The 19,426-nt window shown below is 56.0% G+C and carries 18 protein-coding genes and 1 tRNA gene; 8 read left to right on the forward strand and 11 right to left on the reverse strand.

Features of this window, described 5'->3' with window-relative positions:
• Nucleotides 1–65: 65 nt before the first annotated feature.
• Nucleotides 66–566, reverse strand: coding sequence for a DUF1643 domain-containing protein (locus Y5S_RS17885; protein WP_035235001.1), 501 nt, complete (start codon nucleotides 564–566; stop codon nucleotides 66–68).
• A gap of 72 nt (nucleotides 567–638) precedes the next feature.
• Between Y5S_RS17885 and Y5S_RS17890 the strand changes: the two genes are divergently transcribed.
• Nucleotides 639–1,373, forward strand: a complete 735-nt coding sequence (locus Y5S_RS17890) for a nitroreductase (protein WP_035235002.1) — start codon at nucleotides 639–641, stop codon at nucleotides 1,371–1,373.
• Between the two features lie 34 nt (nucleotides 1,374–1,407).
• On the opposite strand, the gene bla is transcribed toward Y5S_RS17890, so the two are convergent.
• Complete coding sequence (gene bla, locus Y5S_RS17895; protein ID WP_081939829.1) at nucleotides 1,408–2,181, reverse strand: subclass B1 metallo-beta-lactamase; 774 nt, start codon at nucleotides 2,179–2,181, stop codon at nucleotides 1,408–1,410.
• 53 nt (nucleotides 2,182–2,234) lie between these two features.
• Complete coding sequence (locus Y5S_RS17900; RefSeq protein ID WP_035235003.1) at nucleotides 2,235–2,750, reverse strand: Hsp20/alpha crystallin family protein; 516 nt, start codon at nucleotides 2,748–2,750, stop codon at nucleotides 2,235–2,237.
• Between the two features lie 186 nt (nucleotides 2,751–2,936).
• Between Y5S_RS17900 and Y5S_RS17905 the strand changes: the two genes are divergently transcribed.
• Nucleotides 2,937–3,152, forward strand: a complete 216-nt coding sequence (locus tag Y5S_RS17905) for a dodecin (protein ID WP_035235004.1) — start codon at nucleotides 2,937–2,939, stop codon at nucleotides 3,150–3,152.
• Nucleotides 3,153–3,310: 158 nt separating this feature from the next.
• Here Y5S_RS17905 and Y5S_RS17910 read toward each other — a convergent pair whose 3' ends face one another.
• The 3 genes from Y5S_RS17910 to Y5S_RS17925 form a co-directional block, all read right to left on the reverse strand.
• On the reverse strand, nucleotides 3,311–4,969 hold the full coding sequence (locus Y5S_RS17910) for a DEAD/DEAH box helicase (RefSeq protein ID WP_035235005.1): 1,659 nt from the start codon (nucleotides 4,967–4,969) through the stop codon (nucleotides 3,311–3,313).
• 395 nt (nucleotides 4,970–5,364) lie between these two features.
• The gene (locus Y5S_RS17920; protein WP_035235007.1) at nucleotides 5,365–6,237 is read right to left on the reverse strand and encodes a MaoC family dehydratase; all 873 of its coding nucleotides are present in this window, start codon (nucleotides 6,235–6,237) and stop codon (nucleotides 5,365–5,367) included.
• A 143-nt stretch (nucleotides 6,238–6,380) separates the two neighbouring features.
• Entirely contained in the window at nucleotides 6,381–7,031 is a 651-nt protein-coding gene (locus Y5S_RS17925; RefSeq protein ID WP_035235008.1) for a TetR family transcriptional regulator, read from the reverse strand.
• A 186-nt stretch (nucleotides 7,032–7,217) separates the two neighbouring features.
• On the opposite strand from Y5S_RS17925, the gene Y5S_RS17930 reads away from it, so the two are divergent.
• The 4 genes from Y5S_RS17930 to Y5S_RS17945 all read left to right on the forward strand — a co-directional run bounded on the left by Y5S_RS17930 (nucleotide 7,218) and on the right by Y5S_RS17945 (nucleotide 11,086).
• Nucleotides 7,218–8,342, forward strand: a complete 1,125-nt coding sequence (locus Y5S_RS17930) for a ferredoxin reductase (RefSeq protein WP_035235009.1) — start codon at nucleotides 7,218–7,220, stop codon at nucleotides 8,340–8,342.
• A gap of 33 nt (nucleotides 8,343–8,375) precedes the next feature.
• Nucleotides 8,376–9,518, forward strand: a complete 1,143-nt coding sequence (locus Y5S_RS17935; RefSeq protein ID WP_035235010.1) for a fatty acid desaturase family protein — start codon at nucleotides 8,376–8,378, stop codon at nucleotides 9,516–9,518.
• A gap of 170 nt (nucleotides 9,519–9,688) precedes the next feature.
• Nucleotides 9,689–10,705 (forward strand): AraC family transcriptional regulator, encoded by a 1,017-nt coding sequence (locus tag Y5S_RS17940; RefSeq protein ID WP_035235011.1) that lies wholly within the window; start codon nucleotides 9,689–9,691, stop codon nucleotides 10,703–10,705.
• A 99-nt stretch (nucleotides 10,706–10,804) separates the two neighbouring features.
• On the forward strand, nucleotides 10,805–11,086 hold the full coding sequence (locus Y5S_RS17945) for a hypothetical protein (protein WP_035235042.1): 282 nt from the start codon (nucleotides 10,805–10,807) through the stop codon (nucleotides 11,084–11,086).
• Between the two features lie 791 nt (nucleotides 11,087–11,877).
• Here the strand turns inward: Y5S_RS17945 and Y5S_RS17950 are convergent.
• The 3 genes from Y5S_RS17950 to Y5S_RS17960 form a co-directional block, all read right to left on the reverse strand.
• A tRNA-Ser gene (locus Y5S_RS17950) sits at nucleotides 11,878–11,965 on the reverse strand.
• A gap of 141 nt (nucleotides 11,966–12,106) precedes the next feature.
• Complete coding sequence (locus Y5S_RS17955; protein ID WP_035235012.1) at nucleotides 12,107–12,544, reverse strand: YiiD C-terminal domain-containing protein; 438 nt, start codon at nucleotides 12,542–12,544, stop codon at nucleotides 12,107–12,109.
• Nucleotides 12,541–13,098, reverse strand: a complete 558-nt coding sequence (locus Y5S_RS17960) for a nitroreductase family protein (RefSeq protein ID WP_035235013.1) — start codon at nucleotides 13,096–13,098, stop codon at nucleotides 12,541–12,543. The genes Y5S_RS17955 and Y5S_RS17960 overlap by 4 nt, the downstream gene beginning before the upstream one ends.
• A 194-nt stretch (nucleotides 13,099–13,292) precedes the next feature.
• On the opposite strand from Y5S_RS17960, the gene Y5S_RS17965 reads away from it, so the two are divergent.
• Nucleotides 13,293–14,840, forward strand: coding sequence for an adenylate/guanylate cyclase domain-containing protein (locus Y5S_RS17965; protein ID WP_035235014.1), 1,548 nt, complete (start codon nucleotides 13,293–13,295; stop codon nucleotides 14,838–14,840).
• A gap of 398 nt (nucleotides 14,841–15,238) precedes the next feature.
• Here Y5S_RS17965 and Y5S_RS17970 read toward each other — a convergent pair whose 3' ends face one another.
• Both Y5S_RS17970 and Y5S_RS17975 read right to left on the reverse strand, forming a co-directional pair.
• Nucleotides 15,239–16,897 (reverse strand): hypothetical protein, encoded by a 1,659-nt coding sequence (locus Y5S_RS17970; protein WP_035235016.1) that lies wholly within the window; start codon nucleotides 16,895–16,897, stop codon nucleotides 15,239–15,241.
• A 123-nt stretch (nucleotides 16,898–17,020) separates the two neighbouring features.
• Nucleotides 17,021–18,622, reverse strand: a complete 1,602-nt coding sequence (locus tag Y5S_RS17975) for a GMC family oxidoreductase (protein WP_035235017.1) — start codon at nucleotides 18,620–18,622, stop codon at nucleotides 17,021–17,023.
• A gap of 105 nt (nucleotides 18,623–18,727) precedes the next feature.
• On the opposite strand from Y5S_RS17975, the gene Y5S_RS17980 reads away from it, so the two are divergent.
• Nucleotides 18,728–19,363, forward strand: coding sequence for a DUF3047 domain-containing protein (locus Y5S_RS17980; RefSeq protein WP_052041701.1), 636 nt, complete (start codon nucleotides 18,728–18,730; stop codon nucleotides 19,361–19,363).
• Nucleotides 19,364–19,426 lie beyond the last annotated feature (63 nt).

Below are 19,426 nucleotides of genomic sequence, written 5' to 3' on the forward strand. Positions count from 1 at the left end.
CCATTATCCGGCGGATGAGTGAAGGTTGGGACAAGGTGTTATTCAGGGGCTCCCAGGGTTCCCGGTCAGGCCGGCGGATATCCATCCCAGGGTTGAGCCGTCAGGTGCTTGGGAAGATACAGCGGGTGGGCAGGGTCGCCGGAGGCATTGACTCTGATGGCATGCAGGTTCTGCAATCGACCTGCTACGCGATGGGCCTGGTTCATGTGATGACCGAGATTGCCCCAGGCCGCCACGACCAGTTCTGCCTGGCGAGCCAGTTTGCCTAGCCACAGGTCATTTTTCGGACCCACAGGATCTGCCGCCGCGAACAGGTCTTTCGGGTAGGTGGCACGGTAGGCGAACAGGTTGGCTACACACAGGCCGGAATACCCCCAATCCCGGGCAAACCCCATGCAGCGGCGAATGGTTGGGTCGTCCTGTTGATGATCGGCGGTGGAGGGGTTAAGACCAATGAGCAGCATGAAGTCATCGCCGTCTGCCCACTGACGCCAGAGCGCGTAACGGTATTGTTTGCAGCGGGAAAAATTGGCGGCGCGTTTCAGCTTATCGTTGGTCTTGGTCATGGCCAGCTATTGTAGGGATTTGGCATAGTCATTTCATCGATAGTGTTTCCTCTGTCATTGGTGGAGTGCTCCATGGAATTCAAGGACGCGATGGCTCAGCGCCACAGTGTGCGAGCCTTTTCTGACAAGCCGGTAAGTGATGAGCTGCTTGATGCATTGCTGACGACTGCTAGCACATCTCCGAGCTGGTCCAACACCCAGCCTTATATGATCGCCATTGCCAAAGGGGCGGTGCTGGAAGAGTTGCGTGAGACGCTACCGCCCAAGTTTGATGAGCTGGTATCGCTGGCGCGCGGGTCAAAGATCAGGCAGATCAAGGCCAAGCTGACCAATAACGGCGTGCCAGATGGTGATTTTCAGCCGGTCACAAACTACCCGAAAGATTTGCAGCCGCGCCGCAATGCCACCGGCCATCAATTGTATGAATTGTTGGGGATTGAGCGTGGAGACAAGGCGGGTCGCCACCAGCAAATGCGAGAAAACTTCCGCTTCTTCAACGCTCCGGTGGCGCTGTTTATCTTTGTTCATGAGGGGTTGGATGTTTACAGCCCGCTGGATGCGGGAATCTTTCTACAGAGTTTGATGCTGGCGGCCACAGATGCCGGGCTTGGGACTTGTGCTCAGGGGGCGCTGGCACTCTGGCGCTCGCCTTTGGAGAAGCATTTCGACATACCCACACACTACAAGTTGTTGTGTGGCCTGTCGTTAGGCTACGAGGCCGACGAGGCCATCAACCGGTTCAAGCCCAAGCGCGCACCGCTGGATGAGTTGCTGGTGCCGGTAAAGGCACCAGGGAACGCGGTATAAACGAGTGCCCCGGCGGTGGGGGCTGCATTGCATGTCAGGGCTGGTTTCCCTGCCGGGCCAATTTCCGGGTGTGATCCAGTAGCTGTGCGCCCCCAACGGCACCGTGACCGGGGATCACCGTTGTGGCTTCGGGATAACGGCCCTGAATATTGCCAATGGCGGCTTCCCAGCCTTCCGGACTGGAGCCCTCCACGTAATGAATGTCTCCAGCGTCAGCAGATTTCACTGCACACCCTCCAAACAGCAGTTTCATGCTGTCGTACCAAACCACGATATTGTCGGGGCTGTGTGCAGGGCCGGGGTAGAAGGCTTCCAGAAACTCAAGGCGAGCGGAGGCGTGTTTTTCCAGCCCGGGAATCACTTCAGGGAGCTGTTCCTCCGGGTATTGGCTCGCGGCCAGTTCTCTCGTCATGGGGTGTACATAGGCTGGAATATGGTGCTCTGCCAGTGCCGGTAACCCCCCAATGCGATCCGCATGGGCGTGGGTAAGGATCGCCACGTCCGGGTACTTTCCAAATTTTACTGTTACCCATTCAAGCAATAATGCCGTGCTGTCGTTGCCCCAGGCAGTATCGATCAGGACCAGGGTGTCATCGTTGTTAATCAACAGGCCATTGGCGGGATAACGCGTACCCGCCAGGTCAGCCCAGGAACGGTGAACCCAGACATCATCGGTGAGAGGGTAAACCTGCAGGTCTGCGGACAGCTCGATGATGTTCCGGTCCTGGGTTTCCGCGGCAAGGCAGGCTGGGGCAATAAACAGCGGAGCAAAAAACAAGAGAAGCAATAACTGGGTAACACGCATCATGGGCCTCCTGAGGAAGGCCCATGATAGACGACGCTTTGCTCTGGTAAACAGGCTTAATGAATCTCGATCGTCTTGCGCCCATGACCATGCTGTTCGTGGCGGGGGATGGTCAGGGTGAGCACGCCGTTGTGAAAGACCGCATTCATCTGCTCGCCGTCTGCATCCGCGGGTAGCGACAGCATACGTTGAAAATAGCCATAGCGGCGCTCGCTGTAGTGGTAACCGTCCTTGTCGGATTCCTGCACGTCCTGCTTGTGACCACTGATTTGCAGGCGTTCATTGTCGAGGCTGATATTCAGATCTTTCTTTTCCACACCAGCGAGCTCCGCCGTGATGAGGTAGTGGTCGTCCCTTTCGAGAATATCCAGATTGGGACGGAAGGGGGCCGTGGGCTGGGCTTGTGGTGCCGGTGTGGTCCACGCCATGTCTCCCAGCATTTGTTCAAACCAGTTGTCGAATTCACGCTCCCAGCGAAGCAGTGGATGCCGTGGTTGGCGCTGGGGGAGTGGCCGCTCCCGGTTGCTTTCATCACTCAGCCAGTTCCAAGGTGTCAATTTATGCATATCCATCGCATTGCCTCCCGATTTGGCATTCAGAAAGGGATGTTCTTCCTTTCTCTTTCTGGGCCTTTCCGGGCGGGCTTTCAATGCCTTTGTGGCTGTTTTTTGATCAGTGTCATGGTGTGGGTGGTTGAGACCCTGGCGGCAGAGGGTGCAAGATGAAAAGACCGTCAGCGACCGAAAAGGAGAGCCGTCATGTCTGACCATCACGTTTACAAGAAGGTAGAACTGGTGGGCTCCTCTAAAAAAAGCATTGAGGATGCCATTGAGAATGCACTGAGCACGGCAAGTGAAAGCCTTGATCTCACCGAGTGGTTTGAAGTTACGGAAACCCGTGGCCATATCGTCGACGGGAAGGTGGGCCATTATCAGGTGTGTTTGAAGGTGGGGTTCCGGATTTCCGGATCCTGAGGAGAAAGTTACAAGTTTCAAGTTTCAACGCGACCGATTTCACCCTGGCCTCAAATGTGAAAGGCCGCGCCCAAATGTTTGAGCGCGGCCCCATGGCATTGATTAACTACCAATGCAGTGTCGCGTTGTAACTTTTAACTTGTTACTTGCAACTGTCTTTAAACCGCTTCCAGTCCCAAAGACCGCTGACATACCCGCGCAGTGCGGATGGTGTGCAGCTGCTTTGGTGACAGATCGTCCGGCAGTTCCACGGTGCTGTGGTCCTGATGGATCTTGATCGGGCCGATCAGGCGGCTGGGCAGCTTGGCTTCGTTGGCAATGGCGCCGACAATGTTGCCTGGCTTGACGCCATGGTCGTGGCCAACCTGGATACGATAGCGACGCATGGGCTTGTCGTTGCGCTTGCCGCGGGGGCCGCGATCATCACGGCCATTGGCTCGGCGTTCACGACGCTCGCGGGGCTCACGCGGTTCACGTACCTGCTTGACGAACTTGGGTTCCTTAAGGATCAGCGGTTCGCGCTGGAACATGGCAGCGGCCAGAGCCACAGCCATATCTTCGCCGGACAGCTCCATGCTTTCAGCAATCTGTTTCACCAGCGCACGGGTCTCGTCGATGTTGCCATCCTGCAGACGAGTCGCCAGCTGTTCCTGGAAGGCCGCAATGCGCTTGGCATTCAGGTCATCCACAGAGGGCAGCGCCATCTTCTCAATGCTTTGACGGGTCACTCGCTCGATCTGACGCAGCACGTGCTGTTCGCGACGGCTGACGAACAGAATCGCGTCACCCTGACGGCCTGCACGGCCGGTACGACCGATACGGTGTACATAGGCTTCCGGGTCGCCGGGCATGTCATAGTTGATCACGTGAGTGATACGCGGCACGTCCAGACCACGGGCGACCACATCGGTGGCAACCAGCAGATCGAAACGCTTGTCTTTCAGGCGCTGTACAGTCTTTTCGCGTTGCTGCTGCTGAATGTCGCCGTTGAGGGCGTCAGCACGCAGATTGCGGCGATTAAGCTGTTCGGCCAATTCCAGTGTGGCCTGCTTGGTGCGCACGAATACGATGACGGCATCGTGTTCTTCGGCTTCCAGCATGCGACACAGGGCGTCCAGCTTGTTCAGCCCTGCCACCGGCCAGAATCGCTGGCGAATGGTGGTGGAGGTGGTCGCGCTACCATTGTCGATCTGAACACGCTGGGGGTTTTTCAGGTGCTGGTCAGCAACCTTGCGGATAACCGGTGGCATGGTGGCGGAGAAAAGAGCCAGCTGACAGTCGTCAGGAGTACGCTCAAGCACCCACTTCACATCATCAATGAAGCCCATGCGCAGCATTTCGTCGGCTTCATCCAGCACCAGGGCTTTCAGGTTATCCAGTTTCAGTGAGCCGCGTTCCATGTGATCCATGACGCGACCGGGAGTGCCGACAATAACCTGGGCTCCGCCACGCAGGCCCTTGAGCTGGGTGCGGTATTCACCGCCACCATAGATAGGCAGGACCTGAAGGCCCTTGATGTCGGCAGCAAATTCTTCACAAGCTGTGGCGACCTGGATAGCCAGTTCGCGGGTGGGGGCAAGGATCAGCATCTGCGGTTCACGCAGGCTGGCATCCAGGCGGGCAAGCAGGGGCAGGGCGAAGGCAGCGGTTTTACCGGTACCCGTCTGGGCCTGACCCAGCAAATCGTGGCCATCGAGCAACAGCGGGATGGCTTGCGCCTGAATTGGCGATGGCTCTTCGAAGCCCTGTCGGGCAATTGCGGAGAGCAAAACCTCGGGTAGGCCAAGACTGGCGAACCCGGCACGGGAATCTGACATGAGTTACCTATGGAGTAGGGAGAGGGCCGGGGGTGCCGGCGAGGAGCGCGAATCATACGCGCATGGAGTCAAAATTGCACGTTATTTCGCCAATCAGGCGCCCTGGATGGTCAGAAAGTGCTTTGTGTCGCTCCTGGCGGGGGAGTGCTATGAGCAAGTTTCAGGGAGCGAGGGATGGGGGGCAGGGCGATCGGGGAATTGGAGATTTGGCTGCTACCGGGAAGTGACGGAAGTCAGGGTATCGCGACGGAACCGTCGCTCCCACTGGTGGGGACTTTGGGACGTGCGTGTCGTGTTTTTGTGGGAGCGGCGGTTCCGCCGCGATGCGCCATAAAAAAGCCCGCCGGATTTTCCAGGCGGGCCTTTTGATGCTGACGTCCGGGTTCAGGCGCTGATCAGCTTTCCACTGGGCGAATCTGGCCCGCAAGGTGTGGCTTGATGCCATCCTTGGCGAGCAAACGGAAATCGCTGCCGCCTTTCACTTCGGTGTTTTCAAACTTCACCGTAGCGGGAATGAACATGGGCAGCTTGAACTGCACATCCACGGTGTAGGCGGTTTCTGGCAGCTGGTTCTGCAGCTCGGCCAGGCAGCGTGCCTTGGACCACATACCGTGGGCAATCTGACGCTTGAAGCCAAACAGCTTGGCAGAAAGCGGGTACAGATGGATCGGGTTCCGGTCGCCGGATACGGCGCCATAACGGCGGCCGGTATCGCCGGGCACTTTCCATTCAACGGTATTCTTTGCCGGCTCAGGCGTCGGGGCATCTTTCTTCTTGCTGCCGCTGCCGCCACCAGTGCGGAAGAAGTTGACGGACTCGCTTTCCCATACCCGCTCACCACCGGTGCTGATGCTGGTAAAGATGGAGAACTCGTAGCCTTTATCTACCTTGTTAAGGTTGCCCAGATAGCACTTCACGTTCAGCTGTTCTTTCTCGCTGATCGGGCGGTACTGAGTGATGCTGTTGCGAACGTGCACCAGGCCCATGGCCGGGAACGGGAAGCCGTCAGTCAGAATCAGGGCCATGTGAAGCGGGAACGCGTGCATGTGCGGGTAGGTCACCGGCAGTTTGCCGTCTGCCGCAAAGCCACACACCTTGCGATAGGCGGCAAGATGCTTTTCGTCCAGAGCGACATCGTTCAGCCGCAGGCCCACATCAGGCAGGGTCGGGCTCTTGCCTGGCTTGACGGTGGCGCGCAGCACGGCCTTGGCAAAGTTGATGACCATGGGGGGCGGGTTGCGCAGTTCGCGGAAGGTGACCTCGCTCATTACTTGTTCCTTTCACGTTTCGTAGTGGACGAAAGTAGCGGCCAGACATAAATGGGCCGGAATAGGCAGGCAGTATAGAGCAGGGAAAAGGGGCTGCTATTGGCCGTGCAGCCGTGCAGCACGGCAGGGTAATCAGAGAGCCGTCAGGTTGTGACGGGCGAGGATTTCCATTGAGTCACGCCGAGGAAAACCAGGCGTAATTGTTTTTCTGCGGCTACCAATACTTGCTGTTGGCCAAACTCGTCGTTCTCTTCCAGCTCCAGCATTTCCTGGGTCAGCGCGGTAACGTTGTTGACCACCAGCGCTGCCATCATTTGCAAGTCTTCAGAGCTGAAATGGTTCAGGAAAGGAAATCGAGCCATGTCCATGGCCAGTTCGTTGGTGAACATGCGGATTTCACGGCGGATGGCATTGCGCATGGTGGGCGTGCCACCGAACAACTCTTTGGCCACAAACAGAAAGTGCGCACGGTTCTCGCGCACATAGTTGAAGTAGGTCTCTACCGAGCCGCGCAGCATGTTCTCGCCGGGTACCTGATCCTGACGCACCTGCCGCATCATTTGCCGCAGTGTGCGGAAGGACTCATCCAGCAGAGTCAGGCCAAGGGCGCTCATGTCGGGGAAGTGCCGATAGAAGGCCGTGGGGACAACGCCCGCCCGCTTGGTGACTTCACGGAGGCTCAGGCTGGAGAAGGGCGCTTTCTTGACCACCAGATCCAGTGCCGCCGCCATCAGCGCTTCACGGGTCTGACCCCGTTTGGGCTTGCGGGTTTTGCTGCTGGTCTCTTTGGTCATTGAGGCAATTCTCCAAAAAATACGCTGTAAATTCTCTCTTTTGTCAGGCTGTGATGCAACAAATTCCGAAAATGCGGTTGTAACCACATGAAAATGAAAGGCTTTATTTTTTTAGTGAACAGGTGTTGACAAAAAATTGCCGACAAATAAAAATGAGCACACTTGTTCACTTTAAGGGATTTTTCCATGAGCGCAACCACCCCGACTTCAAGACGTTTTCAGCAAGGCCTGAACCGCCTGCTGCAGTCTCGAGTTGCCGATGTACTGAGCTACCCTCACGGGGTAGATCGTTACCTGGAAGTGTTTAACCCCCTGTGGTCCGCCAAGGAAGTGCGCGCCCGGGTAGATGCGGTACAACACCTGACCGCAGACAGCGTCACCCTGACGCTCACCCCTAACAGCAACTGGCAGGGCTTTGTTCCGGGCCAGTATGTACAGCTCACGGTCAGCATCAACGGCAAGCTGCACACCCGTTGTTATTCACCGGCTAACTCCCTGTATCGCAAGGATGGCAGCATCGAAATCACTGCCAAGGCCCATGCAGACGGCTTTGTTTCCCGCTATTTGCGTGACGTTGTTCGCGTGGGTGATGTGGTGACGTTGTCCCAGTCTGGTGGGGAATTTGCCTTGCCGGAGCAGCGCCCTGAGCGTGTGCTGTTGATCAGCGGAGGCAGCGGGATCACCCCGGTGATGTCCATGCTGCGCACCCTTTGCGATGAGGGGTATCAGGGAGAGATTACCTTCCTGCATTACGCCAACCGTGCGCAAGACATGATTTATGCCAGTGAAGTGAACGAGATCGCCACTCATTTCGACAATGTCACGCTGCTGCGGGCGTTCGCTGATGAGAGCGAAGGTGGTGAATTGAGCGGCTTGTTCTCCAGTGAACATCTGTTCAAATCTGTCCCCGATTTTGCACAGGCAACGGCCTTTCTGTGTGGGCCGCCGCCGATGATGGCGGCAGTGGAAAAAGTCTGGGATGAGCAGGGAATCAGTGATCGCCTGCACAAGGAACAGTTCACCCTGGCTACCGCTGCTGTTGATGATGGTGGTTCTGCTGAAGGCGAAGTCCGCTTTGTACGCAGTGAAACCCTGGTCACCAATGATGGCAAGACCCTGCTCGAGCAGGCCGAAGCTGCCGGCTTGAACCCGGAATCCGGCTGCCGTATGGGCATTTGCTATAGCTGCACCTGCAAGAAGACCGCCGGCAAGATCCGCGATCTGCGTACCGGTGAGATCAGCAGTGGTGACGAAGAAGACATTCAACTTTGCGTCAGCGTGCCGGTGGGCACGGTGGCTCTCGATATTTAAGCATTCGATATTTAAGAGCAAGGAGTCGGTACCATGAGCATCTATAGCACTCTGACCCCGGAACAATTTGACGCCATCGGCCAGGAACTGGACGCGATCCGTAACCGTGAGATTGCGGACCTGGGCGAGAAAGACGAGAAGTACATCCGTAACCTGATCAAGCGCCAGCGTCAGCTGGAAGTGGCTGGGCGAGGCCTGTTGATGGTTGGCTTCCTGCCGCCTGCCTGGCTGGCCGGTGTGGCCTGTTTGTCTGCGGCAAAGATTCTCGACAATATGGAAATCGGCCATAACGTGATGCACGGCCAGTACGACTGGATGGGTGACAAGAACATCAGCTCCCGGAATTTTGATTGGGACAACACCTGTACCAATACTGCCTGGAAGCAAACCCATAACTATGAGCATCACACCTACACCAACGTGCTCGATAAGGATCATGATATCGGCTACGGCATTTTGCGCATGTCCGACGAGCAGGAGTGGGAGCCCCGTTTCCTTCTCAACCCGATTCTTGCGGTGATTCTGTCCACCTTCTTCCAGCATTTTGTTGCGGTTCAGAGCCTCAAGCTTGAGGACTATCTGATCTACAAGACCAAGACCAAGGAAGAGCTGAAGGCGGAGTTCAAGCCGACCTGGAAGAAAATGCGTAAACAGCTGGTGAAAGATTACCTGATGTTCCCGGCACTGGCGGGACCGTTTGCGCCATTCGTCTTTGCCGGCAATGTGGCCGCCAACCTGGCCCGGAATCTGTGGTCTTCACAGGTGATCTTCAATGGCCACTTCCCGGAAGAGGTAGAGCAATTCCCGGAATCCGTGCTGCAGGACGAATCCCGTGGCCATTGGTACGTTCGCCAGATGCTGGGTTCGGCCAATTTTGAAGGGGGTCGCCTTATGCACATCATGAGTGGCAACCTCAGTTTCCAGATTGAGCACCATCTGTTCCCGGATATCCCGGCACACCGTTACGCGAAGATCTCCCCGGAAGTGAAGGCGATCTGCGAGAAGTATGGTTTGCCCTACAACACGGGCTCTTTCATGCGCCAGTCCCTGAGTGTCTGGAAGCGTATCGTCAAGCTGTCATTGCCCGGCAAAGGCAAGGGTAGTGACAAGGGCTTGCGCGGAAAAGTGGTGTCACTGATGGGTGAATCACAGTCAGCTGTACGCAAGGCCGCGTGACCCGGTAGTCAGTTTCCATGAGCACCCGGTAGCGGCCGGTAGCTGGTTCCGGCCCTGCCATCCTTATGCTACTCTCGATCCATTCGAGAGTAGCTTTTTTTATTTTGGAAACCGGTGTCTGGCAATTGTCAGTGGATGGGCCGGTTTTCCTGAGGGGAACAGGCAAACGCATGGCAGAAATGACGGATTCCGGTGTGCTGCTGCGCATGGCCTATAAGGCCATGATCAACGCCGGTATTGATGCCGATGCCGTTTTGGCAGAAGTCGGGCTCGACAAATCCATTCTTCAGGTGCCGGATCTGCGCACCCCCCACGACGCTCAGGAATGGTTCTGGCAGGCACTGGAAAAAGTGTCCGGTGATGAGCATATCGGGCTTCATCTGGGTGAACATATCCCCGTCTATAAAGGCCAAGTCCTCGAGTACCTGTTTCTTTCCAGTCCGACCTTCGGCGAGGGCGTCAAGCGAGCCCTGGATTACCAGCGGCTTCTCTCTGACGCGGCCCAGGGTGAATTGTTTGAGGAAGGCGATCGGGTTTTTCTCAAGCAGATGATCTGGAGCAAGCGACTCAGTCACCTTAATGAGTGCATGATGATGGGAGTCATCAAGTTCTTCCGGTTCGTCACCGATGGTGCTTTCGAGCCACTGGAAATTCACTTTGGCCATTCTCCCCACGCGGACCTTAACGAGTATCAGCGTCTGTTTGACTGCAGTGTAAAATTCGATATGCCCAGCGTGGGCATGTACTTCGATGCCTCTGTGATGACGTTGCCCTCCGCCCATCACGAGCCTGAACTGCTTCAGTTGCATGAACAGCTGGCCAGCGAGCAGGTAGCCAGGCTGGAAAAACAGGATCTGGTGGCCCAGGTGAATCGCTTGATTGGCGAGTTGCTGGAATCCGGTCACGCGAATCTGGAAGAAGTGGCCGAGCGCCTCGGTATCAAGGCCCGGCAGTTGCGTACACGTCTGGCGGACGCAGGCACCAACTTTAACCAGCTGGTGGCAGATTATCGTTGCCGTCTGGCCAAGCGCTTATTGGCAGGTACGGATGAATCCATTGATGAGATTGTCTACCTGACCGGCTTTTCTGAACCCTCTACCTTTTACCGCGCTTTCAAACGCTGGGTCGGCATGACGCCGATTGAATACCGAAAGCTCAAGGCGGAAGAAGATGCCGCTGCCGGTTGAGTCGGTCAGGCGTGAAAATTGCTGGTGCAAAGAGGCGCGTTCAGCGCCTTTTTGCTGTCTGCGTTGCCAGACGATCCTTCTAGGTTACTGGAGATTGCTTTGAAAGCATTTATGCGAAAACTGTGCTCACCGATTCTTGCCTTGTTTGAGGGCGAGGACGATACGGTTTATGTGTATAGACCCTCACACCGCAAGATCCTTGTCGCAGTGGCGGTTTTGTTCCTGATCCTGTCGTCGGGCTCATTGGCGATGACATTGTCATCGGGGCTGGCAGGGGGTGTTATTCCTGCTGTTTTCTTTGGTGGAGCGGGGCTGGTGTGTGTGATCGTGGCTTGGTTGGGGAGTGATCAGGCCGTGGCCAGGATCTGGAAGAATCGATAGCTCAGAAATAGGCTGATTGGATTAAGAAAGGTCAAAAAATTTCCGGGCTTCTACATGTCTACGAAGCCGCCGTAGGAGCGGACGTTCGGCTGCGATCCGAGCTTGAGCGAGGTAAAAATTTCAGAAATACGTTTAGCAATCTGGAATGCGATCTTGCACTGCGATCCGCCCAGCGAGGTGCTAAAGTTGAGCTGGCAGGACCTTTCCGAAGGGGGCAGGCTCCGCCCCCACAGTGTGTCCCACAGCGTTGTTGCCAGCGATTAACCCTTGCCGTTCCAGCTCTCTCCTCCCGTGAGTTCATATTCACGCAGAAAGGCTATTTTTCGCGGTCCCACCCGGAAGGCATAACAAACGCTCCCACGGCGAGTGGACTTCAGCGTTTGGGCGAGCTGCTGCACCTGTGGGAGCGGCGGTTCCGCCGCGAAATGCCTTGCCAGGCGCTACCGCGCATCGTGGCCGAACGTCCACTCCCACAACACCCTCAAACCAAGCGGTCACTGAACGGCAGGGCGTCTTTGCCAGCGGCACAGCCCGCGTTTTCCGATGCTTCCCGCTGGCGGCGCGACAACCCACATCGTTAAAGAGTGATTTACCACAGAGCACACAAGGTCCACAGAGAAAAACCTGTCTTTCCTCAGTGAACCCTGTGCCCTCTGTGGTGAAAATGCTTTTGATTCTGGTCTGGGAACACGCTGCCAGCGACGCTACGGCAAAGGGGGGGATTAAATCAGGCTTTCCCGGAAATCCGCGATGAGCATAAAAAAAGCCCTGACGAGTCAGGGCTTTTTATTTGGCGGTGAGGGAGGGATTCGAACCCTCGATACGTTTCCGTATACACACTTTCCAGGCGTGCTCCTTCGGCCACTCGGACACCTCACCTTAAACTGATTCCACTGCGAGACAGTGGTGGAGCATGGCTTCTGGCCGAATGCCTTGCTCACACTTGAGGGCGCGTAGAGTACCGGAGGGTGGGGAAGCTGGCAAGTGCTGGAGGGCCGGTTGTTCAGGGTTTGAGCAATTTTATACCCGGGCCAGGTAGGCGCCGCTGAATTCGCATACGGTTTTGCCGTCAGCGCCACAGCCGATAGCGGTAATACGAAGAGACGCTTTGCCGCGGTGTTGCAGTCGTTCTTCAAAGCGTTGGCGTTGCTCGGTGGTGACGGTAATGCGCAGATCCGTATCCAGGGGAAGGGTGTATTTGAGCTGGGTTTCGACCGCAACCACATCGGCGGGGTGCCCGCAGTGATGGGCCAGTAGCGTGGTCAGGCCCCAACCCGCCAGGGTCAACAGAGCGGATTGGCTGCCCGCAAAAAAGGTGCCCTTGTCATTATGGTTGGGGCCGATGGGGGCAGTTACTGTGAGTGTATAGCCATCAAACTCCGTGAACTGAAAGTGCAGGTGACGGGTCAGGGGAATGGCGTCACGCACCTGATTGGCCAGGGCTTCCAGTGTGATCATGGCAGCTCGCGGATAAAGTCAGCAGGCGATTCATCCGGCAGGCTTTTGAGGCTGCTGGCAGGTGTGCCCAGATACACATAGGCGATGACTTGATCCTTGGGCTGGAAACCCAGCATGCCTTTGGCGAGATCGGAGTTGGCCATGGCTCCGGTGCGCCACATGGCGCCTATGCCCAGTTCGTAGGCCGCCAGCATCATGTTTTGTACCGATGCTCCAACCGCCAGCATCTGTTCCCAGGCGGGAATCTTGTGGTTTTCCGTGATTTCAGCCACCGCCACAATAATAGTGGGGGCGCGCAAGGCCTTGTTACGGGCAATCTCGCGGGTGCGCTGATCGGCTTCGGGTTGTCCTTCCAGCAGCTGGGCTTCCATGATGTCACCGAGCCGTTCCCGTTGATCACCGCTCAACACGATAAAGCGCCACGGGCGCAGCAGACCGTGGTCTGGAGCGCGGATGGCGGCCTGCAGCAACAGATCCAGCTGGCTATCACTGGGGCCTGGCTCCTGGAGACGAGGGCTTGAAACGCGAGTGGTAAGGGCGGTGATGGTATCCATTCATGGCTCCCGGTAAAGTGGCGGCAATGGTAGCCCGAAATGAAAATGAGTCCCACCCACCTCTTGATGGGAAGATGATCAAGGGTTGTGTCCGCTGGCGCGAACAGGCCTTAATCTGTGACGCTGGTCAGGCCAGTCTTTTTTCTTAGACGTTAAACCGCTAAGCTTCGCAAAAACTCCGTGAAATGGTTCACATGACCTCCACGCCAAAGAAGAAAGCTCGCCGCCCGGTTGTTGGGCCCATGGAGCGGGCACGCCGACAGGCCAACTACATCCGTTTGCTTGCCTTTCTGGTGGCGGTGATGATGCTGGTCGTCGGGCTCAAACTGCAACTTTATCCCGAGATGTACCTGCTGGGTGTGGCGGGCCTGCTGGCCTATCCGCTGATTGCCCAGGGAGTACTGTTTGCTGCTGAACGGCGCGATATCCCTGAGTCGTCCGTGCACCAATGGCTGATGCAGATGGATGCCATGGTGATCGGCATGACATGCGCATTGCTGCATTTTGCGCTGGTGCCCTCGTTAGTCCTGCTCATCATCGTGCATGCCAATGCGGTGACCAGCGGGGGGCTCAAATCCTGGGCGCTCAATTTGCTCATGACGACCATCGGCGCTCTGGTGATGGGGGCGGCGTTGGGCTTTCCCTATTTGTCACCAAGTGCGCCCATGCCCGTTCTGCTGACCGTAATTTCGCTGCTGGGGCTGGGTGTTTATGTGGGGGCTTCCTCGGCGTTTGCGCATTATCAGGCCCGTTATCTCAAACAGGCCCAGGAGCTGGTGCGTCGTCAGCAGCAGCAGGCGGTGGAACTGTCTCGTAAGTTGGCCAAATATTTGCCGCCACAGATCTGGGGTTCCATGTTTTCCGGCAAGCGTGATGCCAAGCTGGAGACTCGCCGCAAGCGCCTGACCGTCTTCTTTTCCGATATCAAAGGTTTCAGTGCTATCTCCGAAGAGTTGCCGCTGGAAACCCTGACCAGCATGCTGAATACCTATCTCAGCGAGATGACCCGTATCGCACTGCGTCATGGCGGCACCATCGACAAATTCATCGGTGATGCGGTGATGGTGTTCTTTGGTGATCCAAAGAGTGAAGGCGCTATTGAGGATGCTTATCGCTGTGTGATGATGGGTATCGAGATGCAGGAGCAAATGAAGTTGTTGCGCCAGCGCTGGAAGCGAGAGGGCATCGATCACAAGCTGGAAATTCGTATCGGGATTAATACCGGGTACGCCACGGTGGGCAACTTCGGTACTGACTCTCGCATGGATTACACGATCCTGGGAACGGATGTGAATCTTGCCAGCCGATTGGAATCTGCCTGCCGACCAGGTGGTGTGTTGATTTCTGAGGCGACACAGGAATTGGTGAAGGACCGCATCCAGTGCCGCAATATGGGCGATATTCAGGTCAAGGGTTTCAACCGGCCCATCCCTGTCTATGAAGCCATGGGTGCGAAGAAAGATGCCGGTGCCAAGAACCGTTATGTCTCTGCGCAAACAACCGGGTTTGGTATCCACCTGGATGTGGAACGCATCCGCAATTTTGACAAGAACACAATCCTTAAAACCCTGGCCCGCTCTGCCACCGAGCTGAAGAAGGAAATTGCCGTATCCGTTGACTATGAAGCTGAAGGGTTCAGCCTGCATGTGGATAGTGATGCCATCAAGAAGCGGGAGCGTGACCGGATCATCGAGATGATGGGACGGGCTGCGAAACGGGTGCAGACGCAGGTTCGGGTTTGAAGACGGAAGCGAGTAACGAGTAACGAGTTTCGAAAGTCAATTTAAACCCCTCGCAGGAAAGCGTTTTCGGGTTTGCTCTTCGAAACTCGAAACTCGAAACTCGAAACTCGAAACTCGAAACTCGAAACTCGAAACTCGAAACTCGAAACTCGAAACTCGAAACTCGAAACTCGAAACTCGAAACTCGAAACTCGAAACTCGAAACTCGAAACTCGAAACTCGAAACTCGAAACTCGAAACTCGAAACTCGAAACTCGAAACTCGAAACTCGAAACTCGAAACTCGAAACTCGAAACTCGAAACTCGAAACTCGAAACTCGAAACTCGAAACTCGAAACTCGAAACTCGAAACTCGAAACTCGAAACTCGAAACTCGAAACTCGTTACTAGCTTCTATATCAATTCAACGGATAACTGGTCCACCCATCCGTCCAGTTCTGCACGCTACCTGGCCGGATAGCACCCAGATAGGTGGCGGCTTCATCCCAGAATTCACCTTGGGGAATTGAGCTGGCACCGTTGCGAGCCGGGGAGCGGGCTGTGGGGGCAAAATCCGGGTGGGAAAGACTATAGGCATCCCGGGTAAGTAGTGGGTCCGTGCCGAACTGGGCGTTAACGGCGCTGCTCTGAAAATAGCGTCTTTCGTCGAAACCGCCGTCGTCGTCACTATCCAGATGTTCTGCATCGAAGAACGTCAGACCACGACTACCTACCCGGTGCACCATCATGCTGTTGAAACTCAATTGATTTGTGGCGATACGACCTACCGTTTCGCTCCCTTTCAGGTCGATGGTTTCGCCGGAGAAACCATCAATAATCATGTTATGAAAGTGTCCGCCCGTGCCGACCTTGAGAGTCATCGCGCGGTGGTATTTTTCATGGCTTCGCGGGCTGATCAAGGTAATGTTGTACAGAGTAGGCTCTGAGACCGGTGTGGCGAGCGGATTGGCTTTCAGGTTGTCTCCCTCGAAAGCATTATCGCCCACGTTGGGATGTTGCTGTGCCACCAGAAACTGCACATTGCCGCGCCAGCCCATGTCCCAATCGAGTGAGTCATCACCCGCGCCGGTAATGACAATGTGCTTGAGGTTGACGGTGCCCCCAAAGACTTCAATGCCATCGTCCAACGCACGGTGAACCTGTACGTTGCGGATAATAGTATTGCTGCCGCAGCCACCCAGCGTCAGCCCGTTCAGTTCATTATTGGCGTATACCTCAAAACCCGCATACTCGATGCGGGTGTATTCCATCACTCCGCAGGATGATTCTGCATCGCTGCCGCCAAACTGGCCGCGGGTATCACCATGGGGAACTCCTTCGATTTGGGCATTGGCCACATTCACTGGCGCATTGCCAAGCAACACTACGCCACCCCAGTCTCCCGCAGTGCGGGTACCTGAAGCCTGGTTGCTGGTAAAGACGATGGGGGCGTTTTCCTGACCACGGGCAAACAGGGTGGCATCACGGGTAACCACCAGTGCCGAACCGGGCCGCCCCTCGATACGGGTTCCCGGTTCAATGGTCAGGCTGCTCCCGGCCTCTACGTAGACAATCCCCTCCAGAATCCAGGTGCTTTTGGCGGTCCAGGTATGCGTACCCGTTAGCGAACCTTTGACCACATGACGTCCAGCTAGCGCCTCATGGACGGGTTGGTAGCCAAAGTAGCCAATGATTCCGAGCATCACTACGGCGAGAGTGAGCCAGGCAGAAATGGCCCGGCGGCTTTGTCGTTGGCTTTGATTCGGCTTGTGCTGGTTCAGGGTTTCAGCAATGTCTGGATTGGTGATGGCGGGTGAAGGTGATGAACCGCCTGGACGTTTGTTAAGCAGCACGCCGTCGCGGTTGGCTTGTTGCAGCTTGAGCCCCAGAGCGCGGATTTTGCGGTTGTCACTCTGTGTGGCTCGCTTGATGATCTCTGCGCGATACACAGGATCGTTTAACAGCGTATTGAAATGCACAAAGCGCAGACTGCTGTCGTTTTCCTGATCAAAGTTTTGTTTGAGTTGCCACAACAGCTCAACCAGCTGAGCACGCGGCGACGATACTGCATCCACCATAAACCCCCCAAAATGGATTTGGCGAAAAATCGAATTGAGGGGAGAGTGTGTAAAAAGAAGATGACAGTAGTGTGAACATTGCCACCGGTTTCAGGCTTGAATACCGGTGGCAATGAGGCTGGCTCAGATGTTGTCGGCGAGAATGAAATCTGCGCCTTTTTCGGCAATCATTACGGTGGGGGCGTTGGTGTTGCCACCCACCAGAGTCGGCATGATAGAGGCATCAATCACCCGCAGTCCTTCCAGCCCATGAACACGCAGCTGGCTGTCGACCACGGCCATGTCATCGTTACCCATCTTGCAGGTACCAACCGGGTGGTAGATGTTGTCGCATTTGCGACGCAGGAAATCGCGCAGTTCATCATCACTCTGCACATCCTTGCCCGGGAAGATTTCTTCACCGCGCCATTCTTTCAGTGCATCCTGGCCCATGATGTTTCGCATTGTTTTCAGGCCGCGAAGCATGCCTTCCATGTCATCAGGATGTTCAAGGAAGCGTGGATCAATCAGCGCGGGGGAGCGAGGGTTGGCATCTCGCAGGGTAATGTTGCCCCGGCTCTTCGGGCGCAGGATGCAGACGTGCCCGGAGTAGCCGTGGCCCATGCTGAAGCCCAGGTTCAGGCCATGATTATCCAGGCGTGCTGCGGTCAAATGAAGCTGCAGATCCGGGATCGCTTCTTCAGGACGTGATTTGATGAAGCCCCCTGCTTCCGCCACATTGGAGGTGAGCTGACCGCTACGACGATAGAAGAAATCAAAGATGCCTTTCAGACCGGTCATCAGCAGTGAAACAGGATCCAGGCTCAGAGTGTCTTTTTTCAGGCTCTTGTTAACCACCAGAACATCAGGGTGATCTTGAAGGTTCTCGCCTACGCCGGGCAGTTCGTGAACCAGCGGGATATTGTGCTCGGCCAGTTCTGCGGCAGGCCCGACCCCAGACAGTTTGAGAACTTGCGGAGAGTTGATTGAGCCGCCGGACAGGATAACCTCGCGGCTGGCCTTGAGGGTGCGGATCTGGCCATTGTGCTCTACTTCGACACCGACAGCACGCTTGCCTTCGAACAGCACGCGATTGGCGAGGCAGTTGGTCAGGACCGTCAGGTTCGGGCGGTCCAGCACCGGATGCAAGTAGGCACGGGAAACGCCGCAGCGTTCCCCGTCTTTCTGGTTCACCTTGTAAAGGCCAACCCCTTCCTGCACATCATTGTTGAAATCGTCGGTTTCCGGGTGACCTGCTTCTACGCCTGCACGAATGAAGGCATTACTTACCGGGTGGGAGAAGCGCAGGTTGGCGATGTTCAGCTTGCCGCCAGTACCGTGGAAGGCGTTTTCGCCATCTTCGTAGTGTTCGGAGCGCTTGAACACTGGCAGGACATCGTCATAGCTCCAGCCTTCATTGCCCAACTCTGCCCAGTGGTCGTAATCCCATTTGTGACCACGGGTATAACACATGGCATTCACTGCGGATGAGCCGCCGAGCGTCTTGCCGCGCGGAATATAGATCTGGCGGTTATTCAGGGCTTTTTGCGGTACGGTGTAGTAACGCCAGTTTCGGGAGTTGGATCGCATCATCAGAATGATGCCGGCGGGAATGCGGATAAAGAGGCTGTTGTCAGCGGGGCCGGCTTCCAGCAGGCATACCCGGTTATCCGGGTTTTCGGAAAGCCGATTGGCCAGTACACAACCGGCAGAGCCGGCACCGACAATAATGTAATCAAACTCCATGAAATACCCTCAAAACAATGTGGCTCGCGGAAAACACAGGACCTCCGGGTGGTTAGCGGAGAGCTGTTCCACGTAAACAGTGTGTCTATTTTAGGAAAAAAGCCGATGAACACGAGGTTTGTGACCGACCCGGTAGTCAAATGTTTACCGAAAATCTGGCTTTTGTCTTTGGCCTTCTGGCCCTGTGTGGCGGTTTCACAGGTCCCACAGGGCTGGGAAGCGATACGCTTCAAGGGTGAAACGCGCTACTACCAGGAGGGAAACTGCTGGAAGGCGCAGGCGCAGGGCACGGCATCCGGTCTGGTGTTGCGCCAGCGGATTGATCTGGCCGAGACCCCTTATCTGCATTGGCAGTGGTTGGGGCGTGAGCTCCCTGACTGGCCTGCCGTAGATGAAAAGCTCAAAGACGGGGATGACTTTCAGGCCCGGGTATATGTCATACGGGAGGGGTTGTTTCCCTGGCAGAGCCGGGCGATCAACTATGTCTGGTCAAGACAGTATTCGCCTGGTGCCCATTGGCCCAACCCCTTTGCTCGCCAGGCGCAGATGGTTGTTGTACAAGGCCCTGGTCTGACGGAGGGCTGGCAGGCATTTTCACGCAATGTGAGAGAGGATTTTCGTCGTTATCACAATATGGATGTGGAAGTGATCGATGCCGTGGCGATCATGACTGACGGCGACAATACCGGAGCGAGCGTGTCGGCCTGTTACCGTTTACCCGGGTTTCAGGAGTTACCGTAGTTCCTGGGTTGCGATGGGGGTACCTGGCTGGTTATTATTTGATCGTCTATGGTTAGCCTGTCG

The sequence above is a fragment of the Alcanivorax nanhaiticus genome (assembly GCF_000756665.1).
GTDB lineage: Bacteria > Pseudomonadota > Gammaproteobacteria > Pseudomonadales > Alcanivoracaceae > Alcanivorax > Alcanivorax nanhaiticus.